The sequence below is a fragment of the Myroides indicus genome (assembly GCF_004364575.1).
Classification (GTDB): domain Bacteria; phylum Bacteroidota; class Bacteroidia; order Flavobacteriales; family Flavobacteriaceae; genus Flavobacterium; species Flavobacterium indicum_A.
This window is the reverse complement of record NZ_SOAG01000018.1, coordinates 37,930-58,909: the sequence shown is the minus strand read 5'-3', so window position 1 is coordinate 58,909 and position 20,980 is coordinate 37,930. Positions and strand designations below refer to the sequence as shown.

Genomic DNA, 20,980 nt, shown 5'->3' with positions numbered 1-20,980 from the left:
ATTAATTTGAATTGATCCTTGTTACTTTTTCAACTCCATGTATTTTTTTGATGTTAGCCATCATTTTTTTCAAAATTTCATTATTAGGGACTATTACCGTGATTGAGCCTTTGAAGATTCCTGCATTTTCGCTTAGGGAAATACTCCTGATGTTAACTACTTTGCTATCCATGATGATTTTTGTGATTTCTGTAGTAAGACCTGCGGAGTCCAATCCTGTGATATTAATAGTAGCTTCAAAGTTGACCGCTGTTGACGAATCAACCCAATAGGCAGGAATAATTCTGTATGCATAGTTTGACCGCATGCTGATTGCATTAGGACAATCGGTTTTATGTACTTTGATTCCTTCATTTATAGTTACAAATCCAAAAACGTCATCTCCAGGGATAGGATTGCAACATGTTGCCAACTTGTAGTCTAATTTTTCTTTATTCTTGCCAAAAACGAGCAAGTCATAAATTTGATCATCGGTTTTGTTTATTGCTGAAGGGACAGAAGGTGCTCTTTTAATTGTTTTTTTAAAGAAGTTGAAAAGCGCATTGTTGCGGTTAGCAGCATATTCTTTTAATAAACTGTTGTCTAGCAAGCCAGCGCCTACACGGTAAAATAAATCCTGGCTTGTTTTTAATTTAAAATGATTAACCATTTCATTAACCACTTTTTCGTCCATCGTTATTTTTAGATGTCTTAATTTTCTTTGTAATTGCTCTTTACCATCTTCAGCAATTTTTTTGGTATTTTCATTTAGAACACTTTTTATTTTATTGCGCGCTCTGGAAGTAGTGACATAATCTAACCAGTTTATGTTTGGCTTTTTATTTTCGGAGGTAATAACTTCTACCTGATCCCCACTGTTTAAAATATGGTTAAGGGGTACTAGGCGACCATTTACACGTGTACCTCTGGTTCGCAGTCCTACTTCTGAGTGGATGGAAAAAGCAAAATCCAACGCGGTGGCTCCTTTTGGTAGCGACTTAATTTCTCCTTTTGGAGTAAAGACATAAATTTCTTTTGCGTAAAGACTGAGTTTGAAATCCTCAACAAAATCAACAGCATCAGTTTCAGCATTTTCCAGTGCTTCTTTGAGTTGATTTAACCAAATATCTAAACTATTCTCTTCTGTATAGCCTTGTTTATATTTGTAATGAGCAGCATACCCTTTTTCTGCAATTTCATCCATGCGCTCACTGCGAATTTGAATTTCAACCCATCTTCCTTTTGGTCCCATAACGGTAATGTGAAGCGCTTCATATCCGGTCGATTTTGGGGAAGAAATCCAATCTCTTAATCTGCTTGGACTCGGGCGGAAGTGATCTGTAACGATAGAGTATATTTTCCAGGCTAAAAACTTTTCTTCATGCCGGGTTGACTTATAAATAATACGCAGTGCAAATTTGTCGTAAACTTCATCAAAAGTTACATTTTGCGCTTTCATTTTTCGGCGAATAGAATAAATAGATTTTGGTCTGCCTTTCATAGAATACTCTATGTGCTCTTCATCTAAAGATTTGGCAAGTATGTCAGAAATGGTTTTTATATAAGCTTCCTGTTCCTCCTTTGTTTCTTTCATCCGATTAAGGATATCTTGATAAACCTGAGGTTCGGTATATTTTAAACCTAAATCTTCAAGTTTGGTTTTAATGTTAAATAAACCTAACCGATGGGCTAACGGTGCATAAATATACAGCGTTTCAGAAGCTATTTTTGCCTGTTTATAGTCAACCATGCTATCCATGGTTTGCATATTGTGTAAGCGATCTGCAATTTTGATTAAAATAACGCGAACATCGTCATTAAGGGTGAGCAGCATTTTGCGGTAATTTTCTGCCTGCATAGAAATGTTAGGATCAGGCTCAAACATTGCCATTTTGGTTAATCCGTCTACAATTTGTGCTATTTTTGGATTAAACCATTCTTCTATCTGCTCTACGGTTATATCGGTGTCTTCAACTACATCATGCATTAGAGCAGCAGCAATAGAAGTGGCTCCCAATCCAATTTCAGAAGCTACAATTTTAGCTACTGCTATAGGGTGAAAAATGTACGCTTCTCCGGATTTTCGACGTTGATCTTTATGTGCATCGACAGCTACGTCAAAAGCTTTTCTAATCAGTTTTTTATCGCTGTCAGAAAGTGTTTGATAACTGATTTTAAGCAATTCTTTATATTCCTTGGCAATAGCTTTGTTTTCTAATTCAATCTCTTCTTGCGTCATATTAACTATAAGGTAAAAGTCATTCTTAAATTTATACTTTATTCTGTGAAAAAGCAAGGATTAAATTACTTGATAAATGTTAAAAATAAAAAAACAGGTTGATTAATTCAACCTGTTGATAATGTGTTTGATAAGCTTTCTTTGTTAGAATACGAAGAATACGCCTCCTGAGATCTGCAAATTGCTTCCCGGACCATCGCTTAAATTTTTCTGTCCTAAAACTTCAAAATTAAGTCCAAATCTATTAATAAGCATATCTTTTGTATATTGTCCTCTTCTAAAAAGCCCTGTATCAAGTAACCAAATATTGATTCCTACTCCTAAATTATACATTGCTTTAGAGTCTTTATTGAATTGTGTATATCCAAAACCGGTTTCGATATACGGATCAACAATTGGTATGTTAAACAAACCACCCAAACTGTAAAGAGCTACTAAATCAGTAGAAAAAACATTGAATTTTTCATTGACTACCTGATTGTTTACTACCTGACCGACTTTTATTTCGTTTAATAATCCTGAAAGTTTCAGACTCAGGTTGTGCCCTATATAATATTCAAAGGATAGCTTAGGAATAGTTACCATGTTTAATTCATTAAAAGTACCTGGCTCTTTTAATGAATAATCTGTGTCAAGCATGGTCATTTGAAGATTTACTTTTAATGGGTAATCTCCTCTAAATCTGTTTTCGTGGTTATATATTTTTGCGTTTTGTGCATATGCAAAGCTGGTTATAGTAAAAATTGCTGTAAGAAATAAAATCTTTTGTAGCATGTTTTGTTTTTTCATAGTCCAAAATTTGTTGGTTTTATTTTGTTAAATAAAAATTAATTTAATTCAAATATAAATCAAAAAAATAATCTTGCAAATATAATTTTTATTTTCTCTTGTGTTATTTCGAAAATTGCTTTGACATTTTATACAACTTAGAGAATACGTAAATGTTGTATTTATTTTAGTTTATAAAAAATTCCTTTGTCTTTTAGCCTCAAAAACTAAAATAGAAGCTGCAACAGATACATTCATGGAATCAATAGAACCGCTCATAGGAATGATAATGTTTTTTGTACTGGCATCTCTCCAGGCTTGCGTTAATCCTGTGTCTTCAGTACCTACTACAAAAGCGCAAGGTTTATTATAATCCAATGTGTGGTAGGATGTAGGGTCTTGTAAAGTAGCACAATATATATTGATGTTTTTGTTTTTTAGATAATCAATGGTTTCTTCTGTTGATGCTACGGCTATTTGGTTGGTAAACAAACAGCCTATACTTGACCGGATAACATTTGGATTATAAATATCACTCTTAGGATTTGCTATGATAACAGCGTCTATTTTAGCAGCATCTGCCGTGCGAAGAATAGCTCCTATATTTCCGGGTTTTTCAGTAGCTTCGGCAACTAAAATCAATGGGTTTTCAGAGAGATGTAATGAAGGCAAAGTGTGTGGTTTTATTTTGGCAATAGCAATCACGCCTTCGGTAGTTTCCCGATAAGCTAATTTATGATATACTTCTTTTGAAATCTCAATGAGTTCTATATTTCGGTTTTGGGCCAGGGATATCGGTATATTTGTTTGCTGAATAATATCAGGATAAAATAAAACGGTACTTATTGTATAATCTCCTCGAATTGCCAGTTCAATTTCTCGCAATCCTTCGATGACAAATAGACCGGATTGTTTTCTGTTTCTGGATTTTTCCTGTAATTGTACAATAGTTTTAACAAGTGGATTTTGGACACTTGTAATTTTTTTTGAGGTCATATTTAAAAGTTGCCTTTAGCTTTTATTTGTAAATATTTATTGATGGTGTTTATTGATAGATCTTTTGGCGTTGTCAATACTGATTGGATACCGTATTTGGTAAGCTCATTGACGATTAATCGTTTTTCAAAGCTAAACTTTTCTGCAATTACTTTATCGAAAATATCATCTGTGTTCTGAGCTTTTTTTTCAGCCATCTTTGTCAATTCGGTATTTTCAAAAAAGACAACTACCAAAAGGTGGAGTTTTGCCAAAGCGCGTAAATAAGGCAACTGCCTGTTAAGTCCATTGAGCGATTCAAAATTGGTATACAAAATTAACAGACTGCGATGGGTGACTTTGTGTTTTATTTGAGCATATAATTTGCTGTAATCACTTTCAGAAAAATCAGTTTTAATACGATACAGCTGTTCCATAATTTTGTGAAGCTGCGTTTTTTTGTTTTCGCAAGGCAATATGCTATCCACGTTTTTTGAAAAAGTAAGCAGCCCTGATCGGTCGTATTTTTTTAAAATGACATTGGACAGTGCCAAAGAAGAATTAATCGCATAATCCAGTAGGGACAGTCCGGCAAAAGGCATTTGCATAACCCGCCCTTTGTCAATTATACAATAAACAGACTGCGTATTTTCGTCTAAGTATTGATTGACCATAAGATCTTTCCGTTTTGCAGTTGCTTTCCAGTTGATGGTTCTTATGTCATCACCCAATGTGTATTCTTTAATCTGTTCAAATTCTGTAGTGTTTCCCAGTCGTCTGATTTTTTTTAAGCCAAAGGAGAATTTATTTTTGGAAAAAGCGATTAAATCATACTTTTTCATTTGAATAAATGAAGGATAACACGGTAAGGTAGCATTATCACAAAAGATATATCGTTTGGAAATCAACTGAAGGGGAGAGGATACAAAAATATTTAGTTTCCCAAAACTATATTCACCTCTTTCCAAAGGGGTCAGGTCGTAAACAAAATTAATTTTTTCTTTAGGTTTTAAAACCTTAAAAATACCAAAATCTCTTTTCTGAAATTGAAATGGTATTTCATCAATGATGTGACAGCAAGCAGTAAAAGTATACTGATTATCTATAGTTACAAAAATGTTGTTTTTATCGCTGTTGGATAGTTTTTCGGGTAAAATCCGGTTGGCGGTTAGTTTGGTTTTTCCTGTAAACAAAATAGTGGTATCAACTAAAACAAATGCCAAAAAAAAGATGAGAATTCCCCAAACAAAACTGTATAAAGCCGGAAAAATAAAAGAGAGTATAAATAGAAATACAATTATTCCCATTGAGATATAAAATCGCTTTTGCAGATAAAGTTGTTTGAAAAATTGTATCATAATTACAAAAATATATTATCTGGGAATATCAAGAGCTTCTATAATTTGATAAATGACATTCGGAGCTGTAATACCTTCCATTTCTCGTTCGGGAGATACAATTACACGATGTTGTAAAACCGGAACAGCAGCTTCTTTGATGTCTTCTGGAGTAACAAAATCTCGGTTATTAATAGCAGCAAAGCCTTTTGCTGCATTGAGTATGGCAATAGATGCCCGTGGTGATGCTCCTAAATATAACAGCGGATTTGTGCGGGTATCTGCTATGATTTTGGCTATGTATTCCATCAGATTTTCTTCTATAATGACTGATTTTATTAACTGTTGAAAGCTTATAATATCAGCAGGAGAAATAACAGGAACAATCTGTTCTGTTTTTTTGTTGTTGAGCAGTTCGTGCTCTTTTTTAATAATATTTATTTCTTCTTCTAAAGAAGGATATCCTATGTTGATTTTAAATAAAAAGCGATCAAGCTGAGCTTCGGGCAATCGGTAGGTTCCTTCCTGCTCAATAGGATTCTGAGTAGCAATTACCAAAAAGGGCTCTTGCATGAGATAAGTATTTCCATCCAGCGTTATTTGTTTTTCTTCCATGACTTCAAACAATGCAGACTGAGTTTTGGCTGGGGCCCGATTAATTTCGTCAATAAGAATCAGGTTGGAAAATATAGGTCCCTGTTTAAATTCAAAATCTGATTTTTGCATGTTAAATACCGATGTTCCTAAAATATCCGAAGGCATTAAATCGGGGGTAAACTGAATACGGCTAAAATTGGTTTCAATGGCTTGAGCCAATAATTTAGCTGTGAGTGTTTTTGCTACACCGGGCACGCCTTCTAGCAGGACGTGTCCGTTTGCTAATAGGGCAACAATTAGCTGATCTATGATCTTGTCTTGTCCAATAATTACCTTGTGTATTTCTGCCCGTATAGCTGTAACTTTTTCTTGTAACTTGCCAAAATCTATACGAGACTCAAAGTGAAGATTATCGGTTACTGATGTATTTTCCATAGTATTTTAGGGTGTTATTTTTTCTATTAATTTGTTTAAAGCGATTAAGTCACTTTCTGTAACGATGTGATTACTATTGCGTATTTTTTGTGTATATGCTATAAAATCTTCTATGTCCTGAATAGGCTGACCTGTTTTAAGATGGACTTTGTCGATAAAATGCTTATCCATAGTTGAGGTTTCTATTCCGTATAGCCTTCTTATTTTTTCAAGTGTATATATAATGCTTTTTTGCGCAATATCTTTATAGTTTTTGTTTTGAATATATAAGTTGGATACTGTTTTGGTAAAATCAACCGTTGTATTTTTTAAGGGTGTAATGATTGGAATAACGCGTTGTTTTCGTTTTGCTGTAAAAAGAGTAAACGTTAACAAGGTAATTATAAACATATACCATGCCCAGCGCAAAGCTTTGTTTTGAAGTACAAAACGTAAAATAGATTGTGATTCTACAGATTGCCCATCAAGTACATCTACCGGAAAATAGGTTTTTTGATTGGGTAGGTAAGATAAAATACCTTCTGCATAAAGGTGATTATTACTGTGTAAAAGGTTGTAGTTGGTAAAAGCTACAGGCTCAGTCCCCAAATAAAGATGTCCTTTTCCAAGGGGGATTTTTATGAGAATAGGAAGTTTTTCTTCATCCTCTGTTTTTTTAAAACTTAAAACTTCAATACTGTTCCGCATTGAATCCGGAATAATAAAATAGTTGTTATTATAACCTTTTAGTGAAAAATTTTGAGCGGAAAGCTTAGGGTTAGTCAATTCAACGGTTTGATTAGAATCATCAGAATCATACAAATATCCCTGTTGAATTCCCAATGTATCCAACAAAGCAAAGTAAAAGTACTGCTGAATAATAATTGCTGTATTTCCCTTTTTTAAAAAACGGGTCAATTCTGAACTGGAGCTATAATCAAAATAATAACTTCCGCGGATAGATAACAAATTAACATTGCCGGTGGTATCGTACATTTTATTGTTTAGCCACTCGTAAATATTTTCTGTAAAACGGATGATACTGTCGCTCTTCACTAAAGAGTCGATTTCCTGATTCAACAAATAGGTGCCAAACGGATTGGTGTCTGTCGTATTATAAGTTTGGCTACGCCAGTTAAACGGTGGAGTTCTGTTAGATTCTATGAAATAAATACATCCAACAATCAATAAGAGAAAGAATATATATTTTTTCATGATTGCTGATTGTTTACAGGTTTTAGAATAGATTCAAAAGATTGTTTTGCCGATATAAATTCGTTTTCCTCTATCTGGTGTTCACCATACCATATATTATTGTATATATATGACAGATAACGAAAGTTGGTTTTTATAGCTGTGTCTTTAATTTCATTCACATAATCAGAGTTGGTTTTTTCGGCATGCCAAACAATATGATTCTGCTGTTGCAGTTGTTGCAATAACCATAAATAGTAATACCGGATTGTAAGGCGATATTGCTTTTCAGCAATCGTTTGGTTTATGAGAGCAGGAAAATTTATATTTTCCAAATTTTGTTCAATATCGCTGATGTCAATTTTAACTTGTTTTCCTTTCTTTTTAGTAAGCCAGTACAAATCTTTCTCTAAATAAGCTCTTATAATGTAATATAGTAATCCGAGTATAGCAACAATACCTGATATACGATAGAAAATTTCAATGCGGTTGGCAGTGTGATAATCGATAGAAAATTGACGAAAAAAACGTTCGACTAATGAGTTAACCCACCTTTTAAACCTTTGCCAAAATCCATCGGGTTGAATGTTTTTGTCATAGTCAAACTTTTCAGAAGACAGGTATTGTTTTTTAAAATCTTTCTTGAATTTCTTGGGCTTAACTTCAGGATTATTGTCAAGTGTATAAGGTAGAACGTTTTGGTCTTCCTCAACAGGTTCGATTTCTACGAGCTCGGGTACCGTCTGGTTAAGTGAGTCTATAGTATTGCTTTGAGCATGGATAAAGCCGATGCACAAAAATAATCCCGAGAAATAAAAATACCTTTTAATCATTGTGCATGCCTATACTTTCAATATCAAAATGCGATTGATTGTTTTCTTTGTGTTCTCTGGCGCTATAGTAAATTAATCCTTGATTGATTAGAAGAACAACATTGATTATTACAGAAACAATAATAGAAATTACCATAATGGCAATGACAAATAGTTTAAAAGCCAAAGTTTGTTCCAGATCTGCTGTACTTGAGGTTGAAGTAAGTAATCCACCATAAAAAAACATTTGTGGAAACAGCGTAAATACTGAAGTAATAATCTGGATAATAAGCTGAAAAACAAAAGTATTGCCTATGATAACCCAAAAATTTTGTTTGATTATATTAAAAGAAACAGAATAAGCTGCGAAAAATCCGGTGTTATTGGTAGTGTATTCAAAAAAGGCAACAGATATCCACGAGGCTGTAGCAGGAAAAAGAATAATAAGCAAAGGAATGCCGACCAGTAAAAAGATGAGTACAGCCGAAATACTAAATGCTATTAAAATCAAGGGGGTAATTAAAAAGAGGGTTCCCAAACCAAATACAAAGAGCCTTCCAAAGCTTTTTTTGATAAGTAGTTTTAATGGAGGTAATGTTTGATAATCTTCTTTTTTTTCACTCATTCTCTTTAAATAAAATACGGGATAAGCATATGAGATAACGCTGATAATAATGAATAAAACAAATGTAATCAGACCTAAAAGAACTCCTAAAAGAACATTGCTGGTAATAAAATCGTCAATAGCATCATTATTACTACTTTGAATAGCATGAAAAAATATATCTGTCAAAAAATACACGCATACGACTAAACCTAAAAGCAGAGGGCCGCATAAGGATAAAAAGTTTTTGAAAAAAGGTTTTCTTTCCAGTTTTAAAAACGTGAAAGTATCACTTATATAATCGCTAAAAGTTCTTTTTTTAAATAAAGTAAACATGTTTTTTTATGATTTGTTCAGTTTAATGTATACTTTTTTAGGATAAATAAAAAAGTAGTAAACAATGATAAACAGCGTCCCGAATATAATAATGTAATTTAAAATATCGGGCATTATTTTAGTATATCGGGTAATAAAACCTTCAATGAATCCTGCAAAAATAGTAAAAGGAATAGTGGCTATGTATATTTTCAAACCATTTTTGAAACCTGTTTTAAAGGAATTTAGTCTTGAAAACGTTTTGGGAAATAAAATACTGCCTCCCAGTATAAAACCGGCAAAAGCTTCCACTACCATTCCGGTGATTTCCATTGCTCCGTGCAGCCATATTCCTCTAAAACTATCCATGAATACATTTTCCTGAATAAATAAATATTGAAAGGATCCAAGCATAATACCGTTGTAAAGCAAAAAAACAAGAGTACCTAATCCTGCAAAGATACCGTATAGAAAAAAGCGAAGTCCTACATATAAATTGTTAAAAGTAATTCCTATAAAACTCCCCCAGTTGCTTCCTGATTGGTAAATTGCCATAGGATCGTCTTGCTTAATATTTTCTAAGGTTTGATTTACATAAAAATCGCCTAATATCAAACGGATGAAATTTAAATCGTAATGAGAAGAAACAACACCAATACCAACAATCAGCAAAAAGAGCAAAACAGTAAATTTTAAATAACTTCTGTATTCATATACCGTTAGGGGAATATCAGTTTTAAAAAAATGAATAATTCTGTTTTGTTCAATGCGTTTGGTTTTGTAAATTTTTTGATATGTTTGTTCTGCCAAATTATTAAGATATTGTGTAACTTTACTTTTTGGATAAAAAGTTTGAGCGTAAGACAAATCATTCATAATTTGAAGATACATATCCGCTAAATAATCAGGTTGCTGAAAAGCATTCGAATAAATAGTTTTTTCGTATTCCAACCATTGATTTTTATTTTGTTTTATAAAAGCTATTTCTCTCATTGATGGAGTAAAAATATATTTTATGGCTAAATTAACAATAAATACAACACAAAACATTAAAATTGATTTTAAAAACACATCTTTAGGAGAGCGCATACTTGCCAGTTTGCTCGATTTTATTTTCAAGGCATTGTATGCAATTATTGTTTGGTATGTTGTAGTTGCACTACAGCTTCACACGGGATTTGAGGATAACTGGTCTCAGGTAGCTTTTATATTGATTTGTATGTCGCCAGTTATTTTTTATTCTTTTATTTTTGAATCTATCTTGCAAGGCTGTACTCCGGGTAAAAAAATTTTGGGCATAAAAGTGATTAAAATTGACGGATACCAGGCTTCTGTAGTAGATTATTTTACACGATGGATTATGAGAATTATCGATTTGGGAATAAGTGGTGCACTGATAGGAGTGATTGCAATGATTTTTTCTGAAAAAAATCAGCGTTTAGGGGATATGCTGGCAGGTACGGCAGTGATTTCCACCAAAGGGAAAGTAGCTTTATCTGCTACTATATTTCAGGAGGTGGAACAAGAGTACAAGCCTGTTTATCCACAGGTTTTAACATTAAGCGATAATGATGTCCGCATTATTAAAGAGGTTCTGCAAAACTTCAGACACAGCAGAGATTATGTTTTACTAAATAAATTATCAGACAAAATTCAGAAAGTTATGGGGGTGCAAAAGCAGGGCTCCTCGGAATTAGAATTTATAGAAGTTGTGTTAAAAGATTACAATTATTTGACAGATAGGATTTAAGGTATTATAATGTGTTGTAAGTCTCTGCTTTATAAAATATCAAATGTTATAGAAGATTTGATTGTTTTACAAAAACATAAGCATTAAATTTGCAGAAATAACAACGCTACTTATGAATTTGAATAACCGATATGCACAGCGAGGAGTTTCTGCAGAAAAAGAAGATGTGCACAATGCAATCAAAAATATAGATAAAGGATTGTATCCAAAAGCTTTTTGTAAAATTATTCCGGATTATTTAACAGGCGATGAAAAGTATTGTTTGATAATGCATGCCGATGGCGCAGGTACAAAATCATCATTAGCCTATATGTATTGGAAAGAAACAGGAGACTTATCGGTTTGGAAAGGAATTGCTCAGGATGCGTTGATTATGAATATTGACGATTTGTTATGCGTGGGAGCTACGGATAATATTATGTTGTCAAGTACGATCGGAAGAAATAAAAACTTGGTTCCGGGCGAAGTTATTTCGGCTATTATCAACGGAACAGAAGAACTGATAGATGAATTGAAGGAATTCGGCGTTACTATTCATTCCACAGGAGGAGAAACAGCTGATGTAGGTGATTTAGTACGAACTATTATTGTAGATTCTACGGTAACAGCACGCATGAAACGTAGCGATGTAATTGATAATGCCAATATTAAAGCCGGAGATGTAATTGTAGGGTTAGAATCATTTGGACAGGCAATCTATGAAAAAAACTATAACGGTGGGATGGGAAGCAATGGTTTAACATCTGCTCGTCACGATGTTTTTAATCATTCTTTAGCTGCGAAATATCCGGAAAGTTACGACTTATCTGTGCCTGAAGAATTGGTGTATTCAGGAAAAATGAATTTGACTGATGAGGTTGAAAATTCGCCTGTAGATGCCGGAAAACTGGTTCTATCGCCAACCAGAACTTATGCTCCGATTATAAAAGCTATCCTCAATAAATATAATTCAGATAATATCCATGGTATGGTGCATTGCAGCGGAGGAGCGCAAACTAAAATTTTACATTTTATAGATGATCTGCATGTCGTAAAAGACAATTTATTTCCTATTCCGCCTTTGTTCAAATTAATTCAGGAGCAATCTAAAACAGATTGGAAAGAAATGTATCAGGTTTTTAACTGCGGACATCGCATGGAATTATATGTTAGTCCGGAAATTGCGGACGACCTTGTTGCTATTTCAAAATCGTTTAACGTAAACGCACAAATAATAGGAAGAGTAGAAGCAGCAGACAAAAAACAATTGACGATAATTTCCGAATACGGAACATTTGTCTACTAACCGAATCAGAATATGGCAAGGCTGCTTTCTATAGACTTTGGGAAAAAACGAACAGGAATTGCTGTCACCGATGAATTTCAGATTATAGCTTCCGGTTTAACAACTGTTGAAACACATAACCTGATGCCTTTTTTAAAAGATTATTTTGCGAAGGAAAAAGTTGAAACGGTAATCGTAGGAGACCCCAAAAGGCTGAATAATGAGCCATCGGAAGTAGTGCCGTTAATTGAACAGTTTTTAGAGAAATTTCGCAAAGAATTTCCTGATATTATTGTTAAAAAAGTAGATGAGCGGTTTACTTCAAAAATAGCTTTTCAGAGTATGATAGACAGCGGTCTAAAAAAGAAACAGCGACAAAATAAAGCCTTAATTGATGAAATAGCAGCTACTATTATTCTGCAGGACTATTTGAATCAAAAGTAAAGCAGTTAGGTCATAAAATTTTAGATAATAAACCTATATTAACTCAAAGATAAATTAATTTTGCAATAAAATAAACACGATATAATGTCAAATATACAAAGATCAGAGACTGATGTTGTTTTAGTAGGAGCAGGAATTATGAGTGCAACGCTCGGTGTGTTACTAAAAGAGCTAAAACCGCATTTAAGAATTGAGATTGTTGAGCGTCTTGACAGTGTGGCTGCTGAAAGTTCTGAAGCAATGAACAATGCCGGAACAGGACACTCTGCGTTTTGTGAATTAAATTATACGCCTGAAAAAAGTGATGGTACAATTGATGCAAGTAAGGCAATTAATATTGTAGAACAATTTGAGGTCTCGAGGCAGTTTTGGTCTTATCTGGTAAATAAAAGTATATTAAAGAATCCCAATGACTTTATTAATAGCGTTCCTCATATGAGTTTTGTGTGGGGAAAAGAAAATGTTGATTTTTTAAAGAAACGCTACCAAGAACTGTTAAAGTATTCTTTGTTTCAGGGAATGGAATTTTCTGACGATGTGGAAAAAATAAAAGAATGGGCGCCGCTGTTAATGAATAACAGGAAAATTGACAATAAGTTTGCAGCTACCTATATGCCTTTAGGAACAGATGTGAATTTTGGAGATTTAACCCGACAGATGTTTGCTTATTTAAAATCAGAGAGCGAAATTAACATGACTTTAGAAACTGAAGTTTATGATTTAAAACAAATGAAAGACGGAAGATGGCAAATTTTTACCAAAGACCTGAAAACAGGAGGCAAACGCATCATAACTTCTAACTTTGTTTTTATTGGTGCTGGTGGTGCGTCTATCATTTTGTTAGAAAAATCCGGAATTCCGGAAGGGAAAACTTACGGAGGTTTTCCGGTTTCAGGACAATGGCTCGTTTGTGAAGACGAAAAATTGGCAGAGCAGCATTTTGCAAAAGTGTATGGGAAGGCATCAGTAGGAGCACCGCCGATGTCGGTTCCGCATTTAGATACACGTTATATTAACGGAAAAAAATCATTGCTCTTTGGGCCTTATGCAGGGTTTTCTACTAAATTTTTAAAAACAGGATCTTATTGGGATTTGTTTAGTTCTATTTCTTTCGGAAACATAGGAACAATGATAGGAGCAGGTTTAGATAATATTGATTTAACCAAATATTTAATATCCGAAGTCTTGGCCTCACAAGATAAAAAAATAGCCGCTTTAAAAGAATATTTTCCAGATGCTAAAAAAGAAGATTGGCGTTTAGAAATTGCTGGTCAGCGCGTTCAAATTATGAAGCGCAACAAAGCTGGCAAAGCTGAATTGGCTTTTGGAACTGAGGTAGTAAATGCAGCAGACGGAAGTCTGGCAGTTCTCTTAGGAGCTTCACCGGGAGCTTCAACTACCGTGAGCATTATGCTAAAGTTAATCAGACAGTGTTTCCCGAAGGAGTACAACAGTGAAGAATGGCAAACAAAGTTAAAAGAAATGATACCTTCATTTGGGTTAAAGTTAAACGAACATCCCGAATTGGTTTCAGAAATAAGAGATCATTGTTCTAAAATATTGAAGATATATCCGCACAATGCATAAAAAAAGCTTCCCTTGAAATTTAAATTTCAAGGGAAGCTTTTTTTATATGTATAAAAATATTACTCTTCGGGTTTATATTCGCCAAAGGCAATATTCGTTTTTTTAAACGTTAATTGTTCATATTGTTGTTTAGTAAAAACTACATTTTTAAGGTTAACTGTATGTACTAATTTGGGTTCAAGACCTTCTCCGGGATTGGTCCATCTGCTGGCTATTTCTACTTCTCCTTCGGTAGAAGTCCATAATTCTTCCAAATGATTGATATTTCCTTCAGAAGTTCCCGGAATATCTCCTTCGTTTTCACAAACATTAATAAGGTTAATGCCTGTTCTTTTGTATTGTCTGAATATTAGTTTTCGTTCTTCATTTAAAGGGATAATTTTTGGTGTATCCGTTGCATCATTGGGTAAATCTCCCTCCAAAACAGATAAAAGCATAGCTTCTTTATCAGCTAATGAAATAAGTGTATTATTGCATAAATTTACTTCTTTTAAAGTGGCGTCGCTGTTGATGAATTTAAAGGCTAATGAACGGCTTGCATAATTATTTGTGCCAAAAAGCATACGATCGTACTTTATGTTAGTCTCACCTTCCTGAAAGTTGATGTTTTCCAGTAAAAAAGTATACTGATAGGTAAGTGACACAGAATTATTGCCTAAAGGATCTTCGCTTTCGTTGTTTACCATTGCGATATCTCTTCTTATAGTTAAAGATGCTCCTGGCGATGCGGGAATTTGCTGTACGGCATTCGGAAAAGCGGGTGCAGGAACATTACAGATAGAAGTATTGCTTACTTTATCGTCGTATTTTCTGTATTCAAGCGAAGTATTGGTTCCGTCAATTTCAACATTAACGGCTTGTTTGCTTTCGTCCCGCATAAGGTTATCGGCATCAACAATCAAAATGAGCGCTTCGTCTTGTTTTAATTTGTAAAAAACTTTTTCTGCTCCAGTATTACTGCATCGGCTAACAGAAGTTACTCCGCTAAAATCGATGTCTTTATAAACCATTTCACCGTCATTGCAAGAACTCAGTAATATAGAAAACCCGATACAGGCAAAAGCTACAATCTTTTTCATAATCCGTAAGAATTGTTTTACGCACAAAAATAGTTTTTTCTTCTCACAAAAACATGTCCCACACTATTTAAATACATATTTAAGTATCTTTGAAAAGTTAAAGAAAGTTTAATATCGTACTAAAAGCATGAATCAAACAGCCGTAAAAAATAATTATCCCGCATTATATACTTTGGTAGTTGTGTATTTCTTTTGGGGATTTTTTGCCGCAGGAAACAGTATTTTTATTCCTTTTTGCAAAGCCTTTTTTCATTTAGATCAGTTTCAGTCGCAGCTGATTGATTTCTCATTTTATAGCGCATATTATTTTGGAGCTCTTATCCTTTTTATTTGGAGCAGCTTAAAAAGGAGAGATTTGGTTACAAAATGGGGTTTTAAAAATTCGATTGTTTACGGATTATTATTTTCGGCTTTAGGAGCAGGGGCTATGATTTTAGCAGTAAAAACAAGTGGCTATACAGCCCTCTTAATAGGGCTTTTTATTGTAGCGTTAGGATTCTCATTACAGCAGATTGCTGCAAATCCGCTGGCAATCGCATTGGGAAACCCCAAAACGGGAACCAGTCGGGTAAGTTTGGTTGGAGGAGTCAACTCTTTAGGTGCAACGATTGGTCCGCTACTGATGGCTTTTGCTTTGTTTGGAACCACACAATCACTCACAGATGATCAGATCCAGCATCTGAATTTAGATAAAATGATAGGCTTGTATGCGATAATCGGGGGTTTATTTATTATGGCTGCCAGTCTGTTTTTCTTTTCAAAAAAAATACCCTCCGGAAAAAATACGGAAATTATAGAACCTGCCCAAAAAGCAATTCGCCTGTTATTATCGATGACTATTCTTTTGATAGTAATTTTTATTCCGGTTTTTGGCACATACAACAGCGTAGAAAACCATAAAATAGAAATTCTGACTCAGCAGAAGCAAGAATTGTCGAAAAACAAAGTATCGGATTTGCAATTTGAGATGCAAAATTTGGAAAACCAGATAAACGAATTAAAAAAACCGCTCGAAAACAAGCGAATTCTGTTGCTGTCTGTAGCATTAATTATCATTGCAGGCAGTATAGGATATGCTTATATCAAAAGCAGAAAAAATAAAGCAGGTTGGGGAGCTATGCAATATCCTCAGTTACTTTTGGGTATGTTTGCTATTTTTGCTTATGTCGGCGTTGAAGTCGGAATCGGAAGTAATTTAGGAGAGTTGCTGAGATTGGAAGAGTTTGACTCGTTACAATCAGCAGAGATAGCTCCCTATATTTCGATGTACTGGGGCAGCTTAATGATAGGCAGATGGGCAGGTGCGGTCAGTGTTTTTAAAATGTCTCAAAAGCAGCGTATAACAGCATTAATTACAGTTCCGTTTTTGGCATATGGTTTTGTAATCGGAGCCAATATTTTGGCTGGCAATGATGTAAAACCTTTATACTATTATTCTATTTGTGTGGTTTTGCAAATTATAATGTCCTTCTGGAGCCAAGATAAATCGGCTAAAACGATGATTGTATTTAGTTTATTCGGTGTATTGGCAATGTTGTTTGGTTTATTTTCAACCGGAATAGTAGCCATTTATGCATTTTTAGCAGGCGGATTGGCGTGTAGCGTTTTATGGCCGGCTATTTTTAATATCGCTATTATGGGACTTGGCAAGTATACAGCACAAGGTTCTTCTTTTTTAATTATGATGATTTTAGGGGGTGGAATAATTCCACCGATTCAAGGGAAAATAGCAGACATTTTAGGTGTGCATCAATCGTATATTGTCGGCGTATTTTGTTTTGCCTATCTCTTGCTTTTTGGAATTATTGCTAAAAAAGTGCTGAAAGAGCAAAATATTGCCGTTGACCAATTGACATAAAAAAACAGATTGGGTTTTATAGTTATAAGTTGAGTTTTATTACATTTGCATTCGGTACTCAAAAGTATTTTAATTTTAGTGTTTTACGCTTAGTAGAATGCTGTTTTTTAGAAGAATAAATATAGAAAAATGAAACAAGTATATTTGGATAATGCCGCGACTACTTCAGTGCGTCCGGAGGTTATCGACGAGATGGTAAAAGTGTTAAAAGAACATTACGGAAATCCCTCATCTACTTATGCAATCGGAAGGCATGCCAAAGCTTTGATTGAAAATGCGAGAAAAGTAATTGCCAAACAATTTAATGCTGCTTCGTCAGAAATTATATTTACTTCTTGTGGGACAGAGGCAAATAACTGGATTCTGCGTTCTGCTGTTCGCGATTTGGGAGTAAAACGCATTATTACATCTAAATTAGAGCACCATGCCGTTTTGAACACTATAAAACAGCTAAAAGATGAGTTTGGTATTGAAGTGATATATCTTTCTATTTTGCCGTCGAGTGAAATTGACTACGAACAACTGGAAAATTTAGTAAAAGATGAGGAAAAAACTACTTTAGTAAGCTTAATGCATGTGAATAATGAAGTAGGAACGGAGTTGGATTTAAAAAGAGTTGCTAGTCTTTGCAAGGAGCATAATGTACTTTTTCATTGCGATACCGTTCAGTCGGTTGGAAAAACAAGAATAGATTTGTCGGAGCTTCCTATAGATTTTATTGTGGCGAGTGCCCATAAATTTCATGGCCCAAAAGGCATAGGATTTGCTTTTATAAGAAAAAAGAATGTATTGAAGCCAGTTATTTTTGGAGGGGAACAAGAAAAAGGCTTGAGAGCAGGAACCGAGGGCGTTCATCAGGTTGTTGGTATGGCAAAAGCTTTGGAAATGGCATATGAATTACTGGAAACAGAACAAAAATACATTGCGGGTATAAAAGATTATTGTAAAAAGAGGCTGGCAGAAGTTTATCCGGATATTCATTTTAACGGGAATGGGTGTGGTTTTTACAATATTTTAAATATATTATTGCCGGTGTCTGAAGAAAAAGCAGCAATGATGCTTTTTCAGCTAGATATGAAAGGCATAGCTGTATCAAGAGGCAGTGCTTGTCAATCCGGAAGTCAGAAACCATCTCATGTTCTTTCACAATTTTTAAGCGAAGAAGATCTGAAAAAGCCAAGCTTAAGGTTATCGTTTAGTCATGAAAATACGGAACAGGATATTGATGTATTAATAGAGGTGCTTCAAACACTATAGTTTTTAAAAGACTGTCTGAGAAGACAGTCTTTTTTGTTTTATGGGGGAGGAATTATTTGTAAAAGCAGTCAAATCTGACTACCTTTATAGCTATGACAAATCCGTTGCGCATATCTTCATTCGCTCCTATTGTAAACAATGACTCAAAAATATTAATCTTAGGAACGATGCCCAGTGTAAAGTCTTTGGAATATCAAGAGTATTACGGCAATAAACAAAACGTTTTTTGGCAGATTATGTTTGCAATTTTTGAAGAACAATTTTCTACAAATTACAAAGTGCGTAAAGCACTGCTTTATAAATATCAGATAGCTGTATGGGATGTATTGAGTTCTTGTGAAAGAGAAGGGAGTTTAGATAGTAGTATTAAATTGGAAACGCCTAATGATATAAGGGGCTTGCTGGTAGGTTTTCCAAATATAAAATGTATCGTTTTTTCAAGTCAGAAAGCAGAGCAATACTTCAAAAAATATCACGGAGATATTTCGGGAATTACTTATATGACGATGCCTTCGCCCAGTGGAGTCAATGCGAGAATGAGTGTAAAGGAAAAAATAGAAAATTGGACAAGAATAAAAGAGTTGTTATGAAAAAGTTACAAAAAGAACATTTAGATTTTTTAATACAATTAGGTCAAAATAATAACAAACCGTGGTTTACCGAAAATAAACCTTATTTTGACGGAATTTTTGCAGACGTAAAAAGCTTTTTTAAAGAAATATACGATGCAATGCAGCAATATGATAATTTAGAGTTATTTCACGTTCATCGCATATACAGAGATGTACGTTTTTCAAAAGACAAGACGCCTTATAAAACGTATTTTGGACTGCATTTAGGAAGAACCAAACCCTTACTCAGAGGCGGTTATTATATCAATATTGAATCGGGAAGCTGTTTTGTAGGCGGTGGCTTTTGGGAGCCTAATAAAGAAGATCTGCTCCGTATCCGGAAAGAAATAGCAATGGACGACAGCGAACTGAGAGCAATAATCCAAGATGAAAAGTTTATACAATATTTTGGTGCGTTAAATGGAGAAGAGTTAAAAACAGCTCCCAAAGGATTTGACAAAGAACATCCTGCAATTGATTTGCTTCGAAAAAAGCAATTTTTAGTGATGCGTTCCTTTACGGATGAAGAAGTGTTGAAACCTCTTTTTTTAGAAGAAGCAATAAAAACTTTTATCGCTATGCGTCCTTTTTTTGATTATATGTCCGACGTATTAACAACAGATGTAAACGGCGTAAGCTTGTATGAGTAATTAATAAGAAGTTCCTGATTATTAACAATCAGGAGCTTCTCGTTATATGTTTTGAAATAATTATTTTATTCTTCAACAATTTCGACCTCAAACATTTTATCCCAGTTTTTTCCGGTAACAAAAAATGTTTTTGTAGCAGGATTATAGGCTATTCCATTAAAAACATCACGATCTTCGTGGTAAGTGGTTTTGTGGAGCAGATCCGAAAAATCAATGGCGGCTTCTACAGCACCTGTTTTCGGATCGATAATAGCCATGGCGTTTTCACCATATACATTAGCATATATTTTTCCGTTTACCCATTCCAATTCATTTACATTGCCAATAGGACCGTTATTGGTGTAAACGTTGATATAATCGAGTTCTTTAAAATTTTTAGGATCAACCTTGTAAATTTTTTCGCTGCCGTCAGTCATATAAAGAGATTCCCCGTCGTTGCACAATCCCCAGCCCTGCATATTTTTAAAATATTTAAACGTTTTTTCTTTTTCCAGTGTTTCCGGATTATAAATATATCCTTCATTATTGAGATAGGTGAGCTGGTACAGTTTATCGTTGAGGATAGTACATCCTTCACCAAAAATTTCCATAGGTAGTTTGTGTATTTTCAGGATTTCTCCTGTTTTGTAATTGATTTGTCTAACGCTCGAAATACCTTTTTTACCTGTTCCTCTTCCGGTTGTTGTTGTGAAACCTCCCTCTCCATTACCTGTACTCTCATACAAAATTCCGTTATAAAACTCTAATCCTTGAGTATATGCCTCCTGATCGTGTGGGAAAGTATTGAGAAGTTTATATTTTAAAAATTTGGGAACCATGGGCGAAACTATTTCAATATTGCTGATTACTTCCTTGTTGTTGCCACTGGCGTAAGCTATTCCCTTAATTTGAACTTTGCCGTATTTTTCTTTGCTCAAATTGTATTCTAATATTTTATTGCTGGTTACTGTGCCTATTTTTTTATCGTTTAAATAGTAAGATACAGAATCTATTGTGGTATTTTGGGCAAGCTCCAGGTTTAATTTTAAAGACTCATTGCCTTTATAAAGTTGCTTAAGCTGACTTGTGTTTATAGAAAGTACATTTTTTTCTAAGTTTTTTTGATTGTCACAACTTGTAAAAGCTATTCCTAATGATAAGGCAATTAGTAAGTTATATTTTTTCATTTTAAAGTAAATTTTGATTACAATATACAAATCTAATCGAAATAGATAAAATACTTGTAAAAATATAAAATGGTTGTATA

The 20,980-nt window shown here is 34.1% G+C and carries 19 protein-coding genes; 8 read left to right on the top strand and 11 right to left on the bottom strand.

Annotated elements, in window-relative coordinates:
• Position 1: 1 nt before the first annotated feature.
• The 9 genes from C8P70_RS08660 to C8P70_RS08620 form a co-directional block, all read right to left on the bottom strand.
• Entirely contained in the window at positions 2-2,218 is a 2,217-nt protein-coding gene (locus C8P70_RS08660) for a RelA/SpoT family protein (protein ID WP_133712943.1), read from the bottom strand.
• Positions 2,219-2,362: 144 nt separating this feature from the next.
• Positions 2,363-3,007 carry a hypothetical protein gene (locus tag C8P70_RS08655; protein ID WP_133712942.1) on the bottom strand — a complete coding sequence of 215 codons (645 nt, stop codon included), beginning with the start codon at positions 3,005-3,007 and terminating at the stop codon, positions 2,363-2,365.
• 171 nt (positions 3,008-3,178) lie between these two features.
• Positions 3,179-3,982 carry a TrmH family RNA methyltransferase gene (locus C8P70_RS08650; protein ID WP_133712941.1) on the bottom strand — a complete coding sequence of 268 codons (804 nt, stop codon included), beginning with the start codon at positions 3,980-3,982 and terminating at the stop codon, positions 3,179-3,181.
• A gap of 2 nt (positions 3,983-3,984) precedes the next feature.
• A complete protein-coding gene (locus tag C8P70_RS08645; RefSeq protein ID WP_133712940.1) occupies positions 3,985-5,319 on the bottom strand; it encodes a DUF58 domain-containing protein in 1,335 nt (444 codons plus the stop codon).
• 15 nt (positions 5,320-5,334) lie between these two features.
• Entirely contained in the window at positions 5,335-6,330 is a 996-nt protein-coding gene (locus tag C8P70_RS08640) for an AAA family ATPase (RefSeq protein WP_133712939.1), read from the bottom strand.
• A gap of 6 nt (positions 6,331-6,336) precedes the next feature.
• Positions 6,337-7,524: a DUF4350 domain-containing protein gene (locus tag C8P70_RS08635; protein ID WP_133712938.1), complete on the bottom strand. Its 1,188-nt coding sequence runs from the start codon at positions 7,522-7,524 to the stop codon at positions 6,337-6,339.
• Positions 7,521-8,336 (bottom strand): DUF4129 domain-containing protein, encoded by an 816-nt coding sequence (locus C8P70_RS08630; RefSeq protein ID WP_133712937.1) that lies wholly within the window; start codon positions 8,334-8,336, stop codon positions 7,521-7,523. The genes C8P70_RS08635 and C8P70_RS08630 overlap by 4 nt, the downstream gene beginning before the upstream one ends.
• Positions 8,329-9,255, bottom strand: a complete 927-nt coding sequence (locus C8P70_RS08625) for a hypothetical protein (RefSeq protein ID WP_133712936.1) — start codon at positions 9,253-9,255, stop codon at positions 8,329-8,331. Before C8P70_RS08625 ends, C8P70_RS08630 begins: the two co-directional genes overlap by 8 nt.
• A gap of 6 nt (positions 9,256-9,261) precedes the next feature.
• Positions 9,262-10,227: a stage II sporulation protein M gene (locus tag C8P70_RS08620; protein ID WP_133712935.1), complete on the bottom strand. Its 966-nt coding sequence runs from the start codon at positions 10,225-10,227 to the stop codon at positions 9,262-9,264.
• Between the two features lie 22 nt (positions 10,228-10,249).
• Here C8P70_RS08620 and C8P70_RS08615 point away from each other — a divergent pair, with 22 nt between their 5' ends.
• The 4 genes from C8P70_RS08615 to mqo all read left to right on the top strand — a co-directional run bounded on the left by C8P70_RS08615 (position 10,250) and on the right by mqo (position 14,279).
• Positions 10,250-10,984, top strand: coding sequence for an RDD family protein (locus tag C8P70_RS08615; RefSeq protein ID WP_133712934.1), 735 nt, complete (start codon positions 10,250-10,252; stop codon positions 10,982-10,984).
• A 112-nt stretch (positions 10,985-11,096) separates the two neighbouring features.
• On the top strand, positions 11,097-12,269 hold the full coding sequence (locus C8P70_RS08610) for an AIR synthase related protein (protein ID WP_133712933.1): 1,173 nt from the start codon (positions 11,097-11,099) through the stop codon (positions 12,267-12,269).
• A 12-nt stretch (positions 12,270-12,281) separates the two neighbouring features.
• Positions 12,282-12,692, top strand: a complete 411-nt coding sequence (ruvX, locus tag C8P70_RS08605; RefSeq protein WP_133712932.1) for a Holliday junction resolvase RuvX — start codon at positions 12,282-12,284, stop codon at positions 12,690-12,692.
• An 84-nt stretch (positions 12,693-12,776) separates the two neighbouring features.
• Positions 12,777-14,279 carry a malate dehydrogenase (quinone) gene (mqo, locus tag C8P70_RS08600; RefSeq protein WP_133712931.1) on the top strand — a complete coding sequence of 501 codons (1,503 nt, stop codon included), beginning with the start codon at positions 12,777-12,779 and terminating at the stop codon, positions 14,277-14,279.
• A 59-nt stretch (positions 14,280-14,338) separates the two neighbouring features.
• Here mqo and C8P70_RS08595 read toward each other — a convergent pair whose 3' ends face one another.
• Positions 14,339-15,358 (bottom strand): hypothetical protein, encoded by a 1,020-nt coding sequence (locus tag C8P70_RS08595; RefSeq protein ID WP_133712930.1) that lies wholly within the window; start codon positions 15,356-15,358, stop codon positions 14,339-14,341.
• A gap of 127 nt (positions 15,359-15,485) precedes the next feature.
• Here C8P70_RS08595 and C8P70_RS08590 point away from each other — a divergent pair, with 127 nt between their 5' ends.
• The 4 genes from C8P70_RS08590 to C8P70_RS08575 all read left to right on the top strand — a co-directional run bounded on the left by C8P70_RS08590 (position 15,486) and on the right by C8P70_RS08575 (position 19,734).
• Positions 15,486-17,216 carry an MFS transporter gene (locus tag C8P70_RS08590; RefSeq protein WP_133712929.1) on the top strand — a complete coding sequence of 577 codons (1,731 nt, stop codon included), beginning with the start codon at positions 15,486-15,488 and terminating at the stop codon, positions 17,214-17,216.
• Between the two features lie 129 nt (positions 17,217-17,345).
• Positions 17,346-18,473 carry a cysteine desulfurase family protein gene (locus C8P70_RS08585; RefSeq protein ID WP_133712928.1) on the top strand — a complete coding sequence of 376 codons (1,128 nt, stop codon included), beginning with the start codon at positions 17,346-17,348 and terminating at the stop codon, positions 18,471-18,473.
• A 92-nt stretch (positions 18,474-18,565) separates the two neighbouring features.
• A complete protein-coding gene (locus tag C8P70_RS08580) occupies positions 18,566-19,063 on the top strand; it encodes a DNA-deoxyinosine glycosylase (protein ID WP_133712927.1) in 498 nt (165 codons plus the stop codon).
• On the top strand, positions 19,060-19,734 hold the full coding sequence (locus tag C8P70_RS08575; RefSeq protein WP_133712926.1) for a DUF2461 domain-containing protein: 675 nt from the start codon (positions 19,060-19,062) through the stop codon (positions 19,732-19,734). The genes C8P70_RS08580 and C8P70_RS08575 overlap by 4 nt, the downstream gene beginning before the upstream one ends.
• Positions 19,735-19,799: 65 nt before the next feature.
• Here the strand turns inward: C8P70_RS08575 and C8P70_RS08570 are convergent, their stop codons facing one another.
• A complete protein-coding gene (locus C8P70_RS08570; RefSeq protein WP_133712925.1) occupies positions 19,800-20,900 on the bottom strand; it encodes a glutaminyl-peptide cyclotransferase in 1,101 nt (366 codons plus the stop codon).
• Positions 20,901-20,980 lie beyond the last annotated feature (80 nt).

Bases quoted from the DNA above. Each gene is read 5' to 3' on its own strand.
- C8P70_RS08660 (WP_133712943.1), bottom strand. From the start codon at position 2,218: ATGACGCAAGAAGAGATTGAATTAGAAAACAAAGCTATTGCCAAGGAA.
- C8P70_RS08630 (WP_133712937.1), bottom strand. From the start codon at position 8,336: ATGATTAAAAGGTATTTTTATTTCTCGGGATTATTTTTGTGCATCGGC.
- C8P70_RS08620 (WP_133712935.1), bottom strand. From the start codon at position 10,227: ATGAGAGAAATAGCTTTTATAAAACAAAATAAAAATCAATGGTTGGAA.
- C8P70_RS08645 (WP_133712940.1), bottom strand. From the start codon at position 5,319: ATGATACAATTTTTCAAACAACTTTATCTGCAAAAGCGATTTTATATC.
- C8P70_RS08640 (WP_133712939.1), bottom strand. From the start codon at position 6,330: ATGGAAAATACATCAGTAACCGATAATCTTCACTTTGAGTCTCGTATA.
- C8P70_RS08610 (WP_133712933.1), top strand. From the start codon at position 11,097: ATGAATTTGAATAACCGATATGCACAGCGAGGAGTTTCTGCAGAAAAA.
- C8P70_RS08615 (WP_133712934.1), top strand. From the start codon at position 10,250: ATGGCTAAATTAACAATAAATACAACACAAAACATTAAAATTGATTTT.
- C8P70_RS08650 (WP_133712941.1), bottom strand. From the start codon at position 3,982: ATGACCTCAAAAAAAATTACAAGTGTCCAAAATCCACTTGTTAAAACT.
- C8P70_RS08585 (WP_133712928.1), top strand. From the start codon at position 17,346: ATGAAACAAGTATATTTGGATAATGCCGCGACTACTTCAGTGCGTCCG.
- C8P70_RS08625 (WP_133712936.1), bottom strand. From the start codon at position 9,255: ATGTTTACTTTATTTAAAAAAAGAACTTTTAGCGATTATATAAGTGAT.
- C8P70_RS08635 (WP_133712938.1), bottom strand. From the start codon at position 7,524: ATGAAAAAATATATATTCTTTCTCTTATTGATTGTTGGATGTATTTAT.
- C8P70_RS08590 (WP_133712929.1), top strand. From the start codon at position 15,486: ATGAATCAAACAGCCGTAAAAAATAATTATCCCGCATTATATACTTTG.
- C8P70_RS08580 (WP_133712927.1), top strand. From the start codon at position 18,566: ATGACAAATCCGTTGCGCATATCTTCATTCGCTCCTATTGTAAACAAT.
- C8P70_RS08595 (WP_133712930.1), bottom strand. From the start codon at position 15,358: ATGAAAAAGATTGTAGCTTTTGCCTGTATCGGGTTTTCTATATTACTG.
- mqo (WP_133712931.1), top strand. From the start codon at position 12,777: ATGTCAAATATACAAAGATCAGAGACTGATGTTGTTTTAGTAGGAGCA.
- C8P70_RS08655 (WP_133712942.1), bottom strand. From the start codon at position 3,007: ATGAAAAAACAAAACATGCTACAAAAGATTTTATTTCTTACAGCAATT.
- ruvX (WP_133712932.1), top strand. From the start codon at position 12,282: ATGGCAAGGCTGCTTTCTATAGACTTTGGGAAAAAACGAACAGGAATT.
- C8P70_RS08575 (WP_133712926.1), top strand. From the start codon at position 19,060: ATGAAAAAGTTACAAAAAGAACATTTAGATTTTTTAATACAATTAGGT.
- C8P70_RS08570 (WP_133712925.1), bottom strand. From the start codon at position 20,900: ATGAAAAAATATAACTTACTAATTGCCTTATCATTAGGAATAGCTTTT.